Source organism: Streptomyces sp. NPDC048297 (assembly GCF_043201585.1).
Lineage (GTDB): Bacteria > Actinomycetota > Actinomycetes > Streptomycetales > Streptomycetaceae > Streptomyces.
Genome location: NZ_JBICZA010000008.1, coordinates 1 through 20,648 on the forward strand (window position 1 = coordinate 1; position 20,648 = coordinate 20,648).

General features: G+C 72.8%; 6 protein-coding genes. 1 reads left to right on the forward strand and 5 read right to left on the reverse strand.

Annotation, left to right across the window (positions count from 1 at the left end; translation table 11 throughout):
* Positions 1 to 257 (reverse strand): ATP-binding cassette domain-containing protein (locus tag ACGFYV_RS10770; RefSeq protein WP_393878021.1); only part of this gene is annotated, 257 nt, incomplete at its 3' end.
* Positions 258 to 376: 119 nt separating this feature from the next.
* Between ACGFYV_RS10770 and ACGFYV_RS10775 the strand changes: the two genes are divergently transcribed.
* Entirely contained in the window at positions 377 to 1,135 is a 759-nt protein-coding gene (locus ACGFYV_RS10775; RefSeq protein WP_393878022.1) for a TetR/AcrR family transcriptional regulator, read from the forward strand.
* Between the two features lie 208 nt (positions 1,136 to 1,343).
* Here the strand turns inward: ACGFYV_RS10775 and ACGFYV_RS10780 are convergent, their stop codons facing one another.
* The 4 genes from ACGFYV_RS10780 to ACGFYV_RS10795 form a co-directional block, all read right to left on the reverse strand.
* Entirely contained in the window at positions 1,344 to 2,534 is a 1,191-nt protein-coding gene (locus tag ACGFYV_RS10780) for a cytochrome P450 (RefSeq protein ID WP_393878023.1), read from the reverse strand.
* A 13-nt stretch (positions 2,535 to 2,547) separates the two neighbouring features.
* Positions 2,548 to 3,741, reverse strand: coding sequence for a cytochrome P450 (locus ACGFYV_RS10785; protein WP_393878024.1), 1,194 nt, complete (start codon positions 3,739 to 3,741; stop codon positions 2,548 to 2,550).
* 50 nt (positions 3,742 to 3,791) lie between these two features.
* A complete protein-coding gene (locus ACGFYV_RS10790) occupies positions 3,792 to 4,010 on the reverse strand; it encodes an MbtH family protein (RefSeq protein WP_393878025.1) in 219 nt (72 codons plus the stop codon).
* 91 nt (positions 4,011 to 4,101) lie between these two features.
* Positions 4,102 to 20,643, reverse strand: a complete 16,542-nt coding sequence (locus ACGFYV_RS10795) for an amino acid adenylation domain-containing protein (RefSeq protein WP_393878026.1) — start codon at positions 20,641 to 20,643, stop codon at positions 4,102 to 4,104.
* Positions 20,644 to 20,648: the final 5 nt, after the last annotated feature.

Consider the following 20,648-nt stretch of genomic DNA (forward strand, 5'->3'; position numbering starts at 1 on the left):
AACTGACCCGTCACCCCGATGCTGGAACGCACCCCGTCCGGATCCGCGACCAGATCATGCCCGGCCACGCTCACCTGTCCCTCGTCCGCCTTCAGAAGCGTCGAGAGGATCTTCACCGTCGTCGTCTTGCCCGCACCGTTGGGACCCAGAAGAGAGAACACCGAACCCGCCGGGATCGACAGATCCACCCCGTCCAGCACCCGGTGCTCGCCATACGCCTTCCGCAGCCCGACAACCGAAATCGCCGCACTCGTCATCGCAATCCTCCTCACTGACTTGCACGTTGTTCAAGTCCATACCGTAGGGGTGACTTGCACGATGTGCAAGTGCTGGCTTGAACTTTGTGCAATCCGAATTTCTGATCTAGCCTGAGCCCATGCCCCGTGACACGTTGACCCGCGAACAGATCGTGCGTGCCGCCATCGAGCTGCTGGACGCCGAGGGTCTCGAGGGCTTGAACATGCGCAGTCTCGGCAAGCGGCTCGACTCGGCGGCCACCGCCGTCTACTGGCATGTGAAGAACAAGGACAACCTCGTCATACTCGCCAGCAACGAGGTGTGGAACGAGGTCGGACTACCCGACCTGGACACCGTCGACTGGCGTACGGCGGCGACGACCATGGCGACCGATCTCTACCGCATGGTCACCGCACACCCGTGGCTGGTGATGGCCTTCGCGTCGCAGCCGCTGTACGGGGAGAACAAGGCCCGCCATGACGACCACAGTCTCGCGGTCTTCGAGAAAGCCGGCTTCGTCGGTGCGGAGGCCGACCAGGCGGCCGCCGCGGTCTTCACGTTCGTCCTCGGACACTCCATCGGTCTGTCGGCCACCGTGTCGGTGAACCGGCGTCTGACCAATGCCGGCCGGAACGCCCAGGAGACCATCCGGGAGGCCATGACGCAGGCGACGGAGATCGCGATGCGGTTCCCGCACCTGCGCGAGCGCGTCGACTCCTTCGCCGCCGGCGACTACGGAGCCGCACCCGAGCACAGCTTCGAGTTCGGGCTCCAGGCCATCCTGGACGGAATCGAGCACCGGCTCGGCGCCCGGTCGCTGCCGCTGCCGGACCGGGACGACCGGACCGACCGGACCGACCGGGCCGGCGCGGAGGACCTGGACAGCGTCCATCGGTGAACTCCCGTCGGTAGGTGAGGGGTTCGCTCCCCTCGGTTCGCCTACGACGTTACGGAGTCCCCTTATCGCCGGGTTATCGACGCGCTATCGCGTCCGGACATGCGAAGTCCCCGCCGGGGATCCAGCGGGGAATCCGGCGGGGACTTCGCATGTCCGGGCAGGTCAGGATGGTACGGACCGGCAGGTCAGGACAGTACGGACCGGCAGGTCAGGACGTGCGGACCGCCAGGGAGCGGACGCCGGTGAACTCGGGCGAGCCGAAGAAGACCGGGGCGATGTCCGGGTCCACCCGCAGCACCGGATAGCGGTCCAGGAGCAGGTTGAAGATGATCCGGGTCTCCACCCGGGCCATCGCCGCGCCGACGCAGTAGTGGGCGCCACGGCCGTACCCGACGTGCTGGTTGGGCGCGCGGCCCGCGTCGAAGGTGTCCGCGTCCGGGAACTGGCGCGGGTCCCGGTTGGCGGCGCCCAGCTGGATGCTGACCAACTGGTCCTTGGGGATCTTCACCCCGCCGACCTCGACGTCCGCCTCGGTGGCCCGGTACGAGGTGGTCGCCGGCGTGAAGTACCGCATGACCTCCTCGAACATGCTGGGCACCAGCGCGCGGTCGGCCCGCACCCGCGCCGCCTGCTGCGGGAACGACTCCAGGCACAGCATGGTGTTGCCGATCAGGATCGGGCTGGTCAGGTGGCCCGCGCCCAGCACGGCCACCGCGAAGTTGATGATCTCGTCCCGGGCCATCGGACTGCCGTCGAGACAGCGGAACTCCAGCATCAGGCTGAGCAGGTCCTGCCGGGGCTCCTTGGCGCGCTCGTCGATGATCTCGCCGAGGAAGTCGCGCAGCGGCAGCAGCGGGCCGAGCAGCGAGTCGAAGTACTCCTCGCCGCCCTCGCCGACCGTGCTCATCTGGACGTCCGCGTCCATCGTCTGGTCCACGGCCTTGAACATGTCCCGGTGCTCGGGCGGGGTGCCGAGCAGTTCGCTGAACAGGATCCCGGACAGGTCGTCGATGAAGTCGCCCAGCAGGTCGAACCGGTCCCGGCCCGCCAGCTTGTCGAGCAGTTCGGTGCCCAGCCTGGTGATGCGGATCTCCAGGTCGTCCATCCGCTTGGGGCTGAACGCCTTGCCCACCTGGCGGCGCATGTGGAGGTGCTCGGGGCCGTTCATCTGGGCCATGTCGCCCTTGATGAGTTTGGCCTGCTCCTCGTCGACGTCGAACAGGCGGGTGGAGTCGGCGGAGAACGACTCGGAGTCGTTCAGCACCTCCAGCACCTCCTGGTACCCGGTGACCTGCCAGACGCCGAGGCTCTCCTCGAAGGCGACCTTCTGCTCGGGCAGTTGCCCGCGCAGCCAGTACTTGTCCGGTCCAAGACCCCACCGGTCGGCGAACTCGGTCATCCGTCGTCACCCCCTACTTCGTCAGGACGTGGAGGGAGCGCACGCCCACCATGTCCTCCGAGGGGAAGAACGTGGTCGGCTTCTCCGGGTCGGACTGGAAGTCCGGGTACCGGTCGAGCAGCGCGTTGACGGCGATCTTCCCTTCGAGACGGGCGAGCCGGGCGCCCAGGCAGAAGTGCACGCCGTGGCCGAAGACGATGTGCGCGTTGGGGGTGCGCTCGGGGAGGAACGCGTCCGGGTCCTCGAACTGGCGCGGGTCGCGGTTGGCGGCGCTCACCCACGGCAGGATCATCTGCTCGGCCGGGATGGTGACCCCGCCGACCTCCACCTCCCGCGTGGTGACCCGGGACAGGGTCGCGGCCGGCGGCAGCAGGCGCAGCGCCTCCTCGATGGCACCGGGCACCAGCGAGCGGTCCTCGCGCACCCGGTCCCGCTTGTCGGGCTCGGTGTCCAGGCAGGTCATGGTGTTGCCGACCATCATCGTGCTGGTGATGTGACCGGTGATCAGCAGCACGTTGGCGATGTTGACGACCTCGGTGTCGGTCAGCCGGTCGCCGTCCTCCTCGGCCTGCGTCAGATACGTCAGCAGGTCCTCGCGCGGCTTCTTGCGGCGCGCCAGCACCTCGCCGTGCATGTAGTCCAGCAGCGGCTGCAGCCGCTGCTCGGCACTGTGGATCTGCTCCTCGATGCCCTCGCCGCCGGCGACGAAGTCGAGGCCCGCCATGTTCTCGATGATGTCGAACGCGGCGCCCTTGAACAGGTCGAAGTCCTTGCTGTCGACGCCGAGCATGTCGGCGATGACCCGGACCGGCAGCGGGTAGGCGAGGTCCGCGACCAGCTCGAAGCTGCCCTTCTCCCGGGCCGCGTCGAGGAGTTCGTCGGTGATCTTGATGATCGAGGGCTCCAGGTTGCTCACCACGCGCGGGGTGAAGGCACGCCCGATGAGCTTGCGGTACTTGGTCTGCTCCGGCGGGTCCATCTGGGAGATGTCGCCCTGCTGGAACTTCTCGTCCACCTGTACGGCGGCGTAGGCGGCCGTCTTGGCGGAGAAGGTCTCGTGGTCACCGAGGACCTGCTCGACCTCGGCGAAACCGTAGATGTTCCACGCGCCGAAGGCCTCGCTGAACTCGACCGTCTTCTCGGGGCGGATGCCGCGCAGCCAGGGGCTGTTGGGGTGGAAGTTCCACCGCTCGACGACTTTCGACATGGGGAAGGGGATTCCTCTCGCTGCTTGGCTGGGCGGTTCTCGGGCTGGGGCTACTTCTCCGCGGCCATCGCGGCCCGCAGGGACCTGGGCCGCAGGTCGGTCCAGTTCTGCTCGACGTACTCAAGGCACTCGGCGCGGCCCGCCGGGCCGAAGACGGCCCGCCAGCCGGCCGGCACGTCCGAGAACGTCGGCCAGAGCGCGTGCTGGTCCTCGTCGTTCACCACGACGTGGAACTGGCCGTTCTCGTCGTCGAAGGGGTTGCTGCTCATGTGTCGGATCTCCGTTTCCTCGGGGCGTCACAAGCCGTCGAAGGCAGCGCGGGTCGGTGTCGGCGCGGGTCGGTGTCGGCGCGGGTCGGTGTCAGGGCCGTTCGGGTGTCTCGTTCAGCCCCCGTGCGGTGAACTCCCGGTCGATGACACGGCAGATCTCGTCGGCCGGGTCGGCGTCGATCAGGCCGTGGTGGGTGGACTCGATGTCGACCTGGGTGACCGTCCCGGTGATGTACGGCTTCCACAGGTCGCCGTAGCGGGCGTCCGGGTTGGGCACCGCGTTGAAGAACAGCGCGTCGCCGTGGAAGACCGGCGAGGTGAACCCGGGTGTCAGGGAGGTGTGGTTGACGATGACGCGGACCGCGTTGTCGAGGAACGCCTCATAGTCCTCCTGGGAGCCGACACCGCTGGTGAGGTGCTCGCGGAAGTACTCGCGCAGCGCGCTCGGGGTGGGCGCCGGCTGGGTCGCCAGGTAGTCGCCGGGCACGCTGTCCAGCAGCACCAGGAACGCCACCGTGTGGCCACGGGCCTGCAGTCGGGCGGCGACGGCCTGCGCGAGGGTGCCGCCGATCGAGTAACCGGCCAGGTGGAAGGGGCCCTCGGGCTGGAGCGCCAGGATCTCCTCGACGTAGTCCAGGACCATCTCGTCCAGGGAGCCGGGCAGTTGGGCCGCTCCGTCGAAGCCCTTGGCCTGGATGCCGTAGACCGTCCGGTACTGCGGGAGGCGTCCGCCGAAGCCCAGGTAGGGCCAGCAGATGCCGCCGCCGGGGTGGACGAACCACAGCGGTGCCCCGGAGCCCGCCGCGGCCCCGGCGCCCTCCGCCGCGCCCGCCTCGCCGCCCTCCGCCGTACCCGCCCCGCCGCCCTCCGCCCTACCCGCCCCGCCGCCCTTGATGGACAGCACCGGTGCGAACGGGTCGCCCGAGGCTCCGGAGTCGCCCTCCTCCAGCAGCGCGGCCAGTTCGGCGACCGTCGGCGCGTCGAACACCGCGCGCAGCGGCAGGGTGACGCCGAGGACCACGCTGATCCGGCTGATCAGGCGGGAGGCGAGCAGCGAGTGGCCGCCACGGGCGAAGAAGGAGTCGTCGACGGTGACCGACGCGAGGCCCAGCACCTCCGCGAACAGACCGCACAGGATCTCCTCGCGGGTGGTGCGCGGCGCCCGCCCGGCGGAGTCGCCGGCGAAGTCCGGGGCCGGCAGCGCCCGCTTGTCGAGCTTGCCGCTCAGCGTCAGCGGCAGCTCCTCGATGACCATCAGCGCGGCGGGCACCATGTGCTGCGGCAGCCGCTCCCGCACCAGTGCGCGCACCTCGGTCACCAGCTCCGGGTCGCCGGCCCGGTCCGCGGCCGGCACCAGGTAGCCGGCCAGGCGCCGGTCGCCGCCGCTGGTGTCGACCACCACCGCGGCCTGGTCGACGCCCGGGTGGGCGGTCAACCCGGCCTGTACTTCGCCGAGTTCGATGCGGAAGCCGCGGATCTTGACCTGGTCGTCGGCGCGCCCGTGGAAGACCAGCGCGCCCTCGGCCGTCCACGCCACCACGTCGCCCGTGCGGTACATCCGATCCCCGGGCTCCCCGAACGGGCAGGCCACGAAGCGGGAGGCGGTCACGAGCGGCTTGCCGAGGTAGCCGCGGGCGAGGCCCGGACCGGCGATGTACAGCTCGCCGGGGACACCGGCCGGGACCGGCCGGAGCGCCGCGTCCAGGACGTACAGGCGGGTGTTGTGGATGGGTGTGCCGATCGGGAACACCCGGTCGTCCGGGGCCATCGGGGCGCTCATGGTGGCGCACACGGTGGTCTCGGTCGGGCCGTACACGTTCATCATCAGGCGGCCCGGCGCCCACTGGGCGACCAGCTCGGGCGGCGGCGCCTCACCGCCGACCAGCAGCGCGACCACGCTGGTCAGCGAGCCGGCGGGGAGCGCGGCCAGCATGGACGGCGGCAGCATCATGTGCGTGACCTGATGCCGGTCCACGGTCCTGGCGAGCGGCAGCCCCGGCGCCAGCTCCTCCTTGTCGGCGAGGACGAGGCAGGCCCCGGACAGCAGCACCGTGAAGATCTCGCACAGGGAGACGTCGAAGCTGGGCGAGACCAGCTGGAGCATCCGGCTGCCTGCGGTGACCCGCATCCGCTGGACGTGCGACTCGACCAGGCTCGCCACACCCCGGTGGGTGACCGCCGTGCCCTTGGGCAGACCGGTCGAACCGGAGGTGTAGATGACGTACGCGGCACTGTCCGCCGTCGTCGCCCGGTCCACGCGCGGCACATGCCCGCCGCCGGACGGCACCCGGTCCACGCGCAGCGTGGCCAGGTCGTGCCCGGCCAGCACCTCGGCCGCGGCGGCGTCCACCACCGCGAGCCGGGCACCGGAGTCCGCCAGCATGTAGGCGATCCGCTCGGCCGGGTAGGTGTGGTCCACCGGCAGGTAGACGCCGCCCGCCTTGGTCACGCCGAGCAGGGCGACGATCAGGTCCGGGGAGCGCAGGGTGGCCACCGCCACCACGGTCTCCGCCCCCACGCCCCGCTCGCGCAGCGCGTACGCCAGCCGGTCGGCGCGCTCGTCGAGCTGCCGGTACGTGATCGCCTGGTCCTCGAAGAGCAGCGCGGTGGCGTCCGGGGTCGCGGCGGCCTGCCGTTCGAAGTGGTCGGCGACGGTGCCCTCGGCGGTGAGCGCCGCCGTGTCGTTGAAGCCGTCGAGCAGGTTCCGGCTCTCCTGCTCGGACTGGAGGGGGACGGCGGCGACGGGCACGTCCGGGTCGGTCGCGATCTGGCTGAGGACCCGGCCGAGCCGGGCCGCGATGCCCTCGGCGGCGGCCTGCCCGAAGTGGTCCCGCTGGTACTCCATGACGACGTGCAGCCGGTCGTCGGCGGCGGCCGCGATGCCCAGCGGGTAGTGGGTGCCGTTGCCGGTGCCCACGCCGGTGATGGCGATGCCGCCGTTGGCCTCGGCGTCGCCCAGGCCGCCGCGCTCCATCGGGAACGACTCGAAGACGACGACCGTGTCGAACAGCGTGCTCAGACCGGCGATCCGGCTGATCTCGGTGAGGCCGACGTGGTGGTGGTCCATCAGCGCGCCCTGCCGGTCCTGGAGGCCGGTCAGCACCTGGCGGAAGGTCTGCCAGGGCGACAGCTCGGCGCGCACCGGAAGGGTGTTGATGAACAGGCCGGCCATGGACTCCACGCCCGGCACGGCGGGCGGGCGCCCGGAGACCGTCGTACCGAACACCACGTCCTGCCGGCCCGTGAGCCCGGCGAGGACGATCGCCCACGCGCCCTGGACCAGGGTGTTGAGCGTGACGCCGAGTTCGGCGGCGGCCCGGATCAGGTCGCGGGCGGTGTCCGGGGCGAGCGGGATGTCGGCCTGCCCCACGCGCCGCGCGTCGGCCCGCACGCTGCGGTCGGTGACGACGAGCGTCGGCTCCTCGACCCCGGCCAGCTCGGTCCGCCAGGCCCGCGCCGAGGCGTCAGCGTCCTGCTCCGACAGCCAGCGCAGGAAGTCCCGGTAGCGGTGCGCCCGCGGCAGCACCGACGGGTCGCCGGCGGAGCCGTACAGGCGCAGCAGCTCGCCCATCAGGATGCTCAGCGACCAGCCGTCCAGCAGGGCGTGGTGGGAGGTCAGGACGAGCCGGGCCTCCTCGGGTCCGGTCAGCGCCAGGGTGATCCGCAGCAGCGGGGGCCGTGCCGGGTCGAAGTGGTCGGCCTCGTCGGCGGCGAGGATCCGGCGCAGCTCCTCGGCGCGCGCGCTCTCGTCCAGGTTCCGCAGGTCGGCCTGGTGCCAGGGCAGTTCGACCGTGTCGAGGACCAGCTGCACCAGCTCGCCGGCCGCGTTCGACACGTAGGCGGTGCGCAGGTTGGCGTACCGGTCGAGCAGGGCCTGCCCGGCGGCGCGCATCCGGCCGGGGTCGACGGCGCCGGTCAGGTCGTAGACGACCTGCACGTGGTAGGCGTCGTACGAGGTCTGCGCGAGCATCGACTCGAAGAGCAGGCCGTGCTGGAGCGGGGTCAGCGGCCACACGTCCGCGAGGGACGGGTAGCGGTGTTCCCAGCGCTCCAGCTCGCTCTGGCGTACGGCGACCATCGGCACGTCGGACGGGGTCAGGCCGCCGGCGCCCGGCTGTGCGGCGTGCCGGGCGAGGCCGGTGAGGGCGGTGCCCCACAGGTCGGCCAGCTCCTGGACGTCCTGCCGGGCGAGGACGCCGGTCGGGAAGCCGAAGCGGACCGAGAGCCGCGGGCCCTCGTCGGTGTCGGTGACGGCCGCGTTGATCTCCAGCGTGGACATCACCGGCATGTCGGCGTCCGGAACGGCGATCAGCTCGTTCATGCCGGGCGTCTGCGTGAAGCCGAGGCCGCGCAGTTCCTCGGGCATGTCGGTGGTGGCGGAGAACCGGCCCAGGTAGTTGAAGGCGATCTGGCCCGTGGGGTGCGGGGCGAGGACGGCACCCGTCTCGTCGTTCAGGTGGCGCAGGAGGCTGTAGCCCATGCCCTTGTCGGGGATGCGCAGCAGCTGTTCCTTGACCGCCTTGATCACGGAACCGGCCGCCGCGCCGCCCGCCAGCGCCTCGTCCACGTCGGCGTCACCGACGTCGAGACGCACCGGGAACATGCTGGTGAACCAGCCGACCGTACGGGACAGGTCGGCACCCGGGACCACGGCCTCCTCACGGCCGTGGCCCTCCAGCTTGACCAGCAGCGACGACTCCTCGACACCCCGGTCGCGGCGCCAGCGGGCCACGGCCAGCGCGAGCGCGCTCAGCAGGCCGTCGTTCACACCGCCACGGAAGGCGGCCGGGACGGTGGTCAGCAGGGCCTCGGTGACCTCGGCCGGCAGCTTCAGCCACACGTGGTCCACGGTGGACACGACGTCCACGGCCGGGTCGACCGGCCGGGAGCCGATCACCGGGTCCGGGCCCTCCACGACCGAGCGCCACAGGTCCAGCTCGGCCGTGCGCTCGGGCGCGTGCGCCTCCTCCACCAGGGCGTGCGCCCAGCGGCGCGCGGAGGTCGCCACGGCGGGCAGCTCGGGGGTGCGGTTGTCCCGGACGTGCTTCCAGGCCTCGGCGAGGTCGGGCAGCAGGATGCGCCAGGAGACACCGTCCACGACGAGGTGGTGCAGCACGATGACCAGACGGCCACCGGTGGCCGCGTCGAACCACACGAACTGGGCCATCACACCCGCCGCCGGGTCCAACCGGTCGGTGGCCGCGTCGAGTTCGGCGACGGCCCGCTCGTGCCAGGCCTGGTCCCAGCTGCCGTCGGCCGCCACGCGGTGGACCAGCGCGGTGAGGTCCACGGAGCCGGGCGCGGCGACCTCCAGGCCGTCGGCGACGAGCCGCGAGCGCAGCAGGTCGTGCCGGTCCCAGACCGCCCGGAGCGTGGCCACCAGGCCCGCCCCGTCGATGCCGGCCGGCAGATCGGCGACCGTCGACATGGTGAACCTGCCGAATCCGCCGCCCAGTTCGAGCAGATAGCGGGCCACCGGCAGCAGCGGGGCGAACCCGACGCCGCCGCCCTCCAGTTCGGCCAGCTCGACCACGTCACCGCGCCCGGCCGCGACCCGCGCCAGCTCGGCCACCGTGCGGTACTGGAAGATCTCGCGCGGCGTCACCTCGACGCCCCGGGCGCGGGCGCGGGAGACGACCTGGATGGAGCGGATGCTGTCACCGCCGACGACGAAGAAGTCGTCGTCCACGCCGACCCGGTCGGCGCCGAGCACCTCGGCGAACACGGCGGCGAGGGTCTTCTCCGTCTCCGAGGCGGGCGCCCGGTAGGTCTCGCTCCGGAAGGCCGGCGCGGGCAGCGCGGCCCGGTCCAGCTTGCCGTTGGGCGCGAGCGGGAGCCGGTCCAGGACGACGAACGCGGACGGCACCATGAACTCCGGCAGCCGCGCGGCGACGAACTTCCGCAGCTCCGGCACCTGCACGCCCGCCGTCAGGTCGAGGCTGTCGCGGGTGCGGGCGGAGTCGTCGGCGCCGCCGCGGGACGGGACGACGTAGCCGACGAGCTGCCTGCCGCCGCCGTTGCCCTTGCCTGTGCCTTTGCCTTTGCCCGTGCCCGTGCGGACCATGACGACCGCCTGCTCGACGGACGGGTGCGCGGTGAGGGCCGCCTCCACCTCGCCCGGCTCGATGCGCAGGCCGCGGATCTTCATCTGGCCGTCGCCGCGGCCGACGTACTCCAGCTGTCCGTCCCGGTTCCAGCGGACCAGGTCGCCGGTGCGGTACATGCGCGAGCCGGCCGGTCCGAACGGGTCCGGCACGAACCGCTCGGCCGTCAGCGCCGGGCGCCCGTAGTAGCCGCGGGCCACCGAGCCGCCGGCGACGTACAGCTCGCCGGGGACACCGGGCGGCACCGGCAGCAGGCCGTCGCCCAGGACGTAGGCGCGGGCGCCGTCCAGCGGGGCGCCGATCGGGGCGCCCGTCCGGTCCGTCCACTCCGCGTCGCCCGGGAGCGTGAAGGCGGAGGCGTAGAAGGTCTCGGTCTGGCCGTAGCCGTTGACGACCCGCACCCCGGGGAAGGCCGCGCGGGCCCGCTCCACCAGGGCGGCGGGCAGCGGCTCGCCCGCGAAGACCAGGGTCTCGACGGCCACCTTCCCGGCGATCTGGTCGAGGAGTTCGGCGAACACCGACGGCACGGAACTGACCACCGTGCCCTGCCAGTTCTCCCGCTCGCCCAGCTCCAGGACGTCCCGGACGACCTCGGCCACGGCGCCGGTGGTCAGCGCCGTCAGGATCTCGAACACCGACACGTCGAAGTTGACGGAGGTGCCCGCGAGGACCCGGCCGCCCGGCTCCAGGCCGACCGCCGCCACCAGGGAGGGCAGGCAGGCCGCGATGTTGCGGTGGGTGATCGTGACACCCTTGGGGACACCGGTGGAGCCCGAGGTGTACATCACGTACGCCGCGTTGTCCGGGTGTACGGCGGCCCCTGGTACGGCGATCTCGTCAAGGGGTACGGCAGCCTCGTCGTGCCCGGCGTCGCCGGAATCCGGTCCGGACTCCAGGTCCGGCCCGTCCAGGTCCAGCCCCTCCAGGGTCAGCACCGGCACCTCGTGCGCGGGCAGCGCGTCCGCCGACTCCCCGTCGGCCAGCAGCAGCCGGGGGCGTGCCTGGTCGAGCATCAGGCCGAGGCGGGCGCTGGGGTAGCGCGGGTCGATCGGGACGTACGCGGCACCGGACTTGAGGATGCCGAGCAGGGCCACGACCAGGTCGGCCGTGCGGGGCAGCGCGAGCCCGACGAGGGACTCGGCGCGCACGCCCCGCTCGCGCAGGACGCGGGCCAGCCGGGTGGAGCGCTCGTCCAGTTCGCGGTAGGTCAGGGCCCGGTCGCCGCAGACGACGGCGGTCTCCTGCGGGCGGGCGGCGGCCTGGGCCGCGAACAGGGCGGGCACGGTGGTGCCGGGCGTGGGACGGCCCGGACCGGCGACGGCGGCGAGCCGCTCGTCCTCGCCGGGCAGCAGCACGTCGGGCAGGCCGATCCGCTGCTCCGGGTCGGCGACCAGCTGCTCGACCAGGCGCACGAAGCGGGCCGCGAGGTCCTCCACCGTGCTCCGGTCGAAGAGGTCGGTGGCGTACTCGAGATGGCCGATCACGCCCTGGCCGGGGATGTCGCCCATGTTGAAGAACAGGTCGAACTTCGCGGTCCCGGTGAAGGACGGCTCCCAGGCGACCTTCAGGCCGCGCATCCGGAAGTCCTCGCGGGTGATGTTCTGCCAGGCGAACATCACCTGGAACAGCGGGTGGTAGGCGGTGGAGCGCTCCGGGTTGAGGAGTTCCACGAGCCGCTCGAAGGGCGCGTCCTGGTTGTCGTACGCCGTCAGCGCCTTGTCCCTGACCCGGCCGAGGACGTCGGCGAAGGTCGGGTGGCCGGACAGGTCGGCGCGCAGCACCCAGGTGTTGACGAAGAAGCCCACCAGGTCGGCGAGGGCCTCGTCGGTGCGGTTGGCGATCGGGGAGCCGATGGTGACGTCCTCGCCGCCGCCGAGCCGGCCGAGCAGCACCGCGAGGGCCGACTGCAGGACCATGGCGGCCGTGGCGCCGCGGTCCCGGGCCAGCCGCTCGACCGCCTCCGCGACCTGCGGGGGCAGGCCGAACTCCACGACGTCGCCGTGGTGGGTGGGCGCGGGCGGGCGCGGCCGGTCGGTGGGCAGCCGCAGCGGCTGCGGCACCCCCGCCAACTCCCCCCGCCAGTAGGCGGCCTGGGCGTGCAGCACCCCGTCCGGGTCGTCCTCGTCGCCGAGCAGTTCGCGCTGCCACAGCGTGTAGTCGACGTACTGGACGCTCATCTCGGGCCAGTCCGGCTCGGTGCCGTCCAGGCGGGCCGCGTAGGCGGCGGCCAGGTCGCGGGCGAGCGGGGCGATCGACTCGCCGTCGACGGCGATGTGGTGGATCACCAGCGCCAGCAGGTGTTCGTGCTCGTCGACGCGCAGCAGCGTGGTGCGGGTGGGGATCTCGGCGGCCAGGTCGAAGGGGCGGCCGAGGACCCGCCGCAGCTCGGCGTCGGCGCTCTCCCGGGTGACCTCGATCAGCGGGGTGGCGAGGTCGACCGCGGCGGCGGGCAGCACCCGCTGGTACGGGGTGCCGTCCTCCTCGCCGATGACCGTGCGCAGCACCTCGTGCCGGGCGACGACGTCACGCAGCGCGGCCCGCAGCGCCTCGGTGTCCAGGGCGCCCGTCAGGCGCAGCACGAACGCGTGGTTGTAGGTCGCCGAGGGGCCCTCGAAGCGGTCCACGAACCACAGCCGGGTCTGCGCGTACGACAGCGGGACCCGCTCGGGGCGGACCCGTGCGGCACGCAGCAGCGGACGGGCCGGTCCGCCGCGCGTGACGTGCTGGGCGAGCCGCGCGACCGTGGGCGCGTCGAACACCATCCGGACGCCGATCTCCGCGCCGAGTTCGGCGCGGATCCGGTTGACCAGACGGGTGGCCAGCAGGGAGTGGCCGGTGCGGACGAAGAAGTCGTCGTCGATGCCGACCCGCTCCACACCGAGCACCTCGGCGAACAGCCGGCACAGCACGTCCTCGGTCGCGGTGCGCGGCGCCCGGTAGGCGACGCCGGTGAACTCCGGGGCGGGCAGGGCGGTGCGGTCCACCTTGCCGTTGGGCAGCACCGGGAAGCGGTCCAGGGTGACGAACGCCGAGGGCACCATGTGGTCGGGCAGCTTCGCGGACATGAACGCGCGCAGGTCGCCTGGAGCCTCGCCCGCGACCGGAATGACGTACGCGGCCAGGTACTTGGACGTGCCGCTCGCGTGGCCCTCGCGGGCGACGACCACGGCCTGGGCGACGCCGGGGTGCGCGGTCAGCGCCGCCTCCACCTCGCCGGGCTCGACCCGCACACCACGGATCTTGACCTGTCCGTCGCCGCGCCCGACGTACTCCAGCAGTCCGCCGTCGCTCCAGCGGGCCAGGTCGCCGGTGCGGTACATGCGCGAGCCGGGCGGGCCGTACGGGTCGGGCACGAAGCGTTCGGCGGTCAGCGCGGACCGGCCGCGGTAGCCGCGGGCCAGGGAGGCACCGGCGACGTACAGCTCGCCGGTCACGCCCTGCGGGACCGGGCCGAGGCCCGCGCCGAGCACATAGGCGCGGACGTGTTCCAGCGGGGCGCCGATGGGTGCGCTGCCGTCGCCGCCGAACTCCTCCTCGGGGGCGAGCGCGAAGGCGGTGGCGTAGAACGACTCGGTCTGGCCGTAGCCGTTGACCACGCGCAGGCCGGGGAAGGCCTGCCGGGCGCGGGCCACCAGCGCGGCCGGCAGTCCCTCGCCCGCGAAGACCACGGCGCTGGGGCTGATCCGTCCGGGCAGGGCGTCCAGCAGTTCGGCGAAGGCGGACGGGACCGAGCTGATCACGTCGGCCTCCCAGTCGTCCCGCTCGCCGAGCGCCAGCACGTCCCGGACCAGTTCGACGGTGCCGCCGCAGGTCAGGGTCGTGAAGATCTCGAAGACCGACACGTCGAAGTTGACGGAGGCGCCGGCCACCACGCGGGTGCCCTGCCGGGCGCCGAGTGCTGCGGCGAGGGCGGGCAGGCAGCTGGTGACGTTGCGGTGGGTGAGGGTGACGCCCTTGGGCAGGCCGGTGGAGCCCGAGGTGTACATCACGTACGCCACGTTGTCCGGCAACGGGCCGCCGCCCTCGGGACCCGCTTCGACGCCCGCTTCGGTACCCGCCCCGACGCCCGCTTCGGTACCCGCCTCGACGCCCGCTTCGACGCCCGCCTCGGTACCCACCCCGACGTCCGCCGCGGTACCCGCCTCGATGTCCGCGAGGTGCAGCACCGGCAGGCTGGTCTCCGGCAGCACCGCTGCGGAGTCGCGGTCGGTGAGGATCAGCGCGGGCGCCGCGTCGCCGAGGATGAACTCCAGCCGCTTGCTGGGGTATTCGGGGTCGACCGGCACGTATCCGGCACCGGCCTTCAGGATGCCGAGCAGCCCCACGACCAGGTCGGCGGTGCGCGGCAGGGCGACGGCGACCAGCGTCTCGGGTCCGGCGCCCCGCTCGCGCAGGGCGCGGGCCACCCGGTCCGCCCGCTCGTCCAGTTCGCGGTACGACAGCCGCTGCCCGGCGGCGACCAGGGCGAGCGCGTCCGGGGTGGCCGCGGCCTGCTCCTCGAACCTGCCGGGGATCGTCGCGTCCGGTGCCGTCGTGGCGGCGGCGCCGGCCCGTACCCGGTCCCGCTCGGCGTCGGTGAGCACGTCCACCGTGCCGACCGGCCGCCACGGCTCGGTGACCAGGGCGTGCAGCACCCGCTCCAGGCGGACGGCGAGGGTGTCCGCCGCGCTCCGGTCGAGGGCGTGCGGCTGGTACTGCAGCGACAGCCGCAGATGGGGGTCGGCGTCGGCCATGACGGTCACCGGGTAGTGGGTGCCGCTGAACGGCGTGATGCCGGTGATGGCGACGCCCGCCGTGTCGTTGGCCTCGCTCAGGCCGACGTGGTCGACCGGGTAGGACTCGAACACGACGAGGGTGTCGAAGAGGGTGCTGGTGCCGACGGTCCGGTGGATCTCCGTCAGCCCGTAGTGGTGGTGGTCCAGCAGCGCGCCCTGCCGTGCCTGAAGTCCGGCGAGCAGCTCGGCGAAGGTCTCGCCGGGCGCGATCCGCACCCGTACCGGCAGGGTGTTGATGAACAGGCCGACCATGGACTCCACGTCCGGCACGGCCGGCGGGCGGCCCGAGACCGTGGCGCCGAACACCACGTCCTGGCTGCCCGTCAGCTGGCCCAGCAGCACCGCCCAGGCGCCCTGCACCAGGGTGTTGAGGGTGACCCCGAGGTCGGCGGCACGCGCCGACAGGTCCAGGGCGAGCCGCGAGGTGAGCGGTACGTCGACGTGGCCGACGTCGTCCACACGCTCCCCGGCGTCCTTCTCCCGGGCCAGCAGCGTCGGCTGGTCGAACCCGGCCAGCTCACCTGCCCAGGCCCGCGCGGAAGCGGTGCGGTCCTGCCGCTCCTGCCACACCAGGAAGTCGCGGTACGGCCGCACCCGGGGCAGCGCCGAGGGGTCGGCCGCGGAGCCGTACAGCCGCAGCAGGTCCTGCATCAGCGTCGGCACGGACCAGCCGTCGAAGAGGACGTGGTGGGCGGTGAAGACGAGGGCCGCGCGGTCCGGGCCGCGGGTGACCAGGGTGCAGCGCAGCAGCGGGGGCGCCGCCGGGTCGAAGCGGGCGGTCCGGTCCCCGGCCAGCAGCGCCTGGAACTCCTCCTCACCGGCGCCGGACAGGTCCACGTGCCGCCAGGGCAGTTCGACGTCGTCCAGGACCAGCTGGGCCAGGTCGCCGGAGCTGCCGGGCACGAACGCGGTGCGCAGGTTGGCGTACCGGTCGAGCAGGGCCTGCCCGGCGGCGCGCATCCGCCCGGGGTCGACGGCGCCGGACAGGTGGTAGGCGAACTGCATCTGGTAGGCGTCCTGCGTCGCCTCCGACACCTGGGACTCGAAGAGCAGGCCCTGCTGCAGCGGGGTCGGCGGCCACACGTCCGCGAGGGACGGGAAGCGCCGCTCCCAGGCCTCCAGGTCGCGCTGGCGCACCGGGGTGAGCAGCACGTCGGACGGGGTCAGGCCGCCTGCGCCTGGCCGGCTCACATGCCGGGCGAGCCCGGTCAGGGCCGACTCCCACAGGTCGGCCAGCTCCTGGACGTCCTCGCGGGAGAGCACACCGGCCGGGAAGCCGACGCGGGCGGTGAGCCGCCCGGAGTCGGTGACGAGCGCGTTGATCTCCAGCGTGGACATCACGGGCATGTCGGCGTCGGGGACGGCGATCAGCTCGTTGGTGCCCGGGGTCTGGGTGAAGCCGAGGCCGCGCAGTTCCTCGGGCATATCGGTGGTGGCGGAGAACTGGCCGAGGTAGTTGAAGGCGATCTGCCCGGTGGGGTGCGGGGCGAGGACGGCCGCGGTCTGGTCGTTGAGGTGGCGCAGCAGGCCGTAGCCCATGCCCTTGTCGGGGATGCGCAGCAGCTGTTCCTTGACCGCCTTGACGACCGTGCCCGCGGCGGCGCCGCCGACCAGCGCCTCTTCCAGGTCGGCGCCGCCGATGTCCAGGCGCACCGGGAACATGCTGGTGAACCAGCCGACGGTGCGGGACAGGTCGGCGCCGGGGACGACGGCCTCCTCGCGGCCGTGGCCCTCCAGCTTGACCAGCAGCGAGGACTCGTCGATGCCCCGGTCGCGGCGCCAGCGGGCGACCGCCAGCGCGAGCGCGCTCAGCAGGCCGTCGTTCACGCCGCCCCGGAAGGCGGCGGGCACGTCGGTCAGGAGTGCCTGGGTGACGGCGGCGGGGACGCGGACCCAGACGTGGTCGACGGTGGAGACGGTGTCCACGGCCGGGTCGACGGGCCGGGAGCCGATCAGCGGGTCCGGGCCCTCCACGACCGAGCGCCACAGCTCCAGCTCGGCCGTGCGCCCGGGCGCGGACGCCTCCTCCACCAGGGCGTGCGCCCAGCGGCGCACGGAGGTGCCGACCGCGGGCAGTTCGGGCGTGCGGTGTGCGCGGACGTCCTTCCAGGCCTCGGCGAGGTCGGGCAGCAGGATGCGCCAGGAGACACCGTCCACGACGAGGTGGTGCAGCACGATGATCAGGCGGCCCGGCACGTCCGCACCGGCGTCGAACCACACGAACCGCGCCATGACCCCCGCGGCCGGGTCCAACCGGCCGGTGGCGGCGCCGAGTTCGCGCTCGGCCGCCGCGTACCAGGCGTCGTCCCAGCTGCCGTCGGCCGCCACGCGGTGGATCAGCGGGGCGAGGTCCACGGAGCCGGGCGGGGCGACCTCCATGCCGTCGTCCAGCAGGCGCGAGCGCAGCAGGTCGTGCCGGTCCCACACCGCGCTCAGCGTGGCCACCAGGCCCGCCTCGTCGATGCCGACGGGCAGGTCGGCGACCGTCGACATGGTGAACCGGCCGAATCCGCCGCCCAGTTCGAGCAGATACGTGGTGACGGGCGACAGCGGGACGAAGCCGACGCCGCCGCCCGCCAGCTCCTCCAGCACCTCGGCCGCCCGGCCCCGCCCGGCCGCGACCCGCGCGAGTTCGGCGACGGTGCGGTTCTGGAACACCTCGCGCGGGGTGACCTCCACGCCCCGGGCGCGCGCGCGGGAGACGACCTGGATGGAGCGGATGCTGTCACCGCCGACCACGAAGAAGTCGTCGTCCACACCGACCCGGTCGACGCCGAGCACCTCGGCGAACACCGCCGCCAGCACCTGTTCGGTCTCGGTCGACGGAGCCCGGTAGGCCTCGTTCTTGAACACCGGGGCGGGCAGGGCCCGGCGGTCCAGCTTGCCGTTGGGCGCCAGCGGGAGCCGGTCCAGGATCACGAACGCGGACGGCACCATGAACTCCGGCAGCCGCGCGGACACGAACGCGCGCAGCTCGGGCACGGACACGCCCGCCGTCAGGTCGACGTGCAGGTCGCCGATGCTCTCGGCGGAGCCGGGCGCGTTGGCGATGACGCCCACCGGGACGACGTAGCCGACCAGTTGCCTGGTGCCGACGTGCTCGTGCACGGACACCACGGCCTGGGCGACACCGGGGTGCGCGGCGAGCGCCGCCTCCACCTCGCCCGGTTCGATGCGCAGGCCGCGGATCTTGACCTGTCCGTCGCCGCGGCCGACGTACTCCAGGCGGCCCTCGCGGTTCCAGCGGGCCAGGTCGCCGGTGCGGTACATGCGCGAGCCGGCCGGTCCGAACGGGTCGGGCAGGAAACGCTCCGCCGTCAGCGCCGCACGCCCGTAGTACCCGCGGGCCACCGCGCCGGCGACGTACAGCTCGCCGACCACGCCCGGCGGCACGGGCAGCAGGCCCGGACCCAGCACATAGGCGCGCATGTTGCCGAGCGGCTCACCGATCGGCACGCCGCGCGAGGCGTCCCACTCCTCGGCCGCGTCCACGGTGAACGTACCGGCGTAGAAGCTCTCGGTCTGGCCGTAGCTGTTGACCACGCGCACACCCGGGAACGCGGTGCGGGCGCGCTCCACCAGCGCCGCGGGCAGCGCCTCGCCCGCGAACACCAGGGTGTCCACCGTGGCCTTGCCGGTGATCTGGTCGAGGACCTCGGAGAACACCGACGGCACGGAGCTGATCACGCTGCCGTGCCAGTGCTCGCGCTCGCCCAGCTCCAGCACGTCACGGACCACCTCGACACTGCCGCCCGTGGTCAGCGCCGTCATGATCTCGAACACGGACACGTCGAAGTTGACGGACGTGCCGGCCAGCATCGTGCGGCCGGGACCCATCCCGACGACCGTGGCCAGCCGCAGCACGCCGTTGACCACGCCGTGGTGGGTGATGGCGACACCCTTGGGGATACCGGTGGAGCCCGAGGTGTACATCACGTAGGCGAGGTTGTCGGGGCGCAGGGCGACCCCGGTGGGGCTCGCGTCGGCGCCCTGAAGGTCCACGTCGTCGAGCAGCAGCGCGGGCACGTCGTGCTCGGGCAGCAGGCCGGCGGTGGCACTGTCGCTGAGCAGCAGGGCGGGCCGGGCCTGGCCCAGCACGACACCGAGACGCTGGCTGGGAAAGCGCGGGTCGATCGGCAGATAGGCGGCGCCCGACTTCATGATGCCGAGCATCGCCACGACCAGGTCGGCGGTGCGCGGCAGCGCGAGCCCGACCAGGGACTCGGCGCCCACACCCCGCTCCAGCAGGGCGTGCGCGACCCGTTCGGCCCGCTCGTCCAGGTCCCGGTACGACAGCCGTACCTCGCCGCACAGCACGGCGAGCGCGTCCGGGTCCACGGCGAGCTGCTGCGCGAACAGCTCCGGCACGGTCAGGTCGGGCGTCGGCGCGGCCTGCCCAGCGAACCGGGCGAGCTGCTCGCGCTCCCCCGGCAGCAGCACGTCGGTGGTGCCGACCGGCCGGGACGGGTCGGTCACGAAGTCCCGCAGCACCTGGAGGAAGCGCGGCCCGAACCTCTCGACGGTGGTCCGGTCGAAGAGGTCGGTGGCGTACTCCAGGACGCAGCGCATGCTGCCGTCGGCGGGGTCGACGGCGAAGTTGAACTCCAGGTCGAACTTGGCGGTGTGGGTGGGCACCGCCTCCAGACGGCCGCGCACACCGGGCAGGTCCAGCTCGATGACGTCGTTGCTCTGCCAGGTGAACATCACCTGGAACAGCGGGTGGTAGGAGGTGGAGCGCTCCGGGTTGAGCACCTCCACCAGCGACTCGAACGGCGCGTCCTGGTTGTCGTACGCGGCCAGCGCCCGGTCCGCGACCCGGCCGAGCGCCTCGGCGAAGGTCGGGTTGCCGGACAGGTCGGCGCGCAGCACCCAGGTGTTCACGAAGAAGCCGACGAGGTCGAGGAGTGCCTCGTCGGTGCGGCCGGCGATGGTGGCGCCGAGGGGGATGTCGTCCCCGGCGCCCAGGCGCTGGAGCAGCACCGCGAGCGCGGTCTGCATGATCATGGGAGTGGTCGCGCCGTGCTCGGCGGCCAGCCGTTCGGCGGCCTCGACCAGCTCCTGGCCGATGGCGAAGTCGACCATGTCGCCGCGGTGGCTGATGACCGCGGGCCGGGGCCGGTCGGTGGGCAGCTGCAACTGCTCCGGGGAACCGGCCAGCGCGTCACGCCAGTACGCCAGCTGGTCCGAGAGCACGCTGTCCGGGTCCGACTCGTCGCCGAGCAGCTCGCGCTGCCACAGCGTGTAGTCCTTGTACTGGACCGGGAGTTCCTCCCAGTCCGGGACGCCGGAGCGGACGCGCGCGGTGTAGGCGGCGGACAGGTCCCGGGTGAGGGGCTCCATCGACTCGCCGTCGGCCGCGATGTGGTGGATGTTCAGCACCAGCAGGTGCTGCTCGGGCCCGGTGCGGACCAGCACGGCCCGCACCGGGATCTCGGCCGCGAGGTCGAAGTGGTGCCCGCCGACCTCGGCGATCACGGCGTCCACCCCGTCCGCGCCGGTCTCGACGAGGGGAACCTCCAGGCGCAGGTCCTCCTCCGCGACGACGTGCTGACCCGGCACCCCGTCCGCGTCGACGACGAACACCGTCCGCAGACTCTCGTGCCGGACCACCACGTCACGCAGGGCCGCCGACAGCGCCGCCACGTCGAGCCGTCCCTCCAGGTGCAGGAGGAACGGGATGTTGTACGTGGCCGAGGGTCCCTCGAAGCGGTCGATGAACCAGAGCCGCCGCTGGGCGAAGGACAAGGGGATCATGTGGT

What these genes read in the sequence shown, in the direction of transcription:
- ACGFYV_RS10790 (WP_393878025.1), bottom strand. Translation starts at nt 4,010, where the DNA reads ATGAGCAGCAACCCCTTCGACGACGAGAACGGCCAGTTCCACGTCGTG.
- ACGFYV_RS10795 (WP_393878026.1), bottom strand. Translation starts at nt 20,643, where the DNA reads ATGATCCCCTTGTCCTTCGCCCAGCGGCGGCTCTGGTTCATCGACCGC.
- ACGFYV_RS10780 (WP_393878023.1), bottom strand. Translation starts at nt 2,534, where the DNA reads ATGACCGAGTTCGCCGACCGGTGGGGTCTTGGACCGGACAAGTACTGG.
- ACGFYV_RS10785 (WP_393878024.1), bottom strand. Translation starts at nt 3,741, where the DNA reads ATGTCGAAAGTCGTCGAGCGGTGGAACTTCCACCCCAACAGCCCCTGG.
- ACGFYV_RS10775 (WP_393878022.1), top strand. Translation starts at nt 377, where the DNA reads ATGCCCCGTGACACGTTGACCCGCGAACAGATCGTGCGTGCCGCCATC.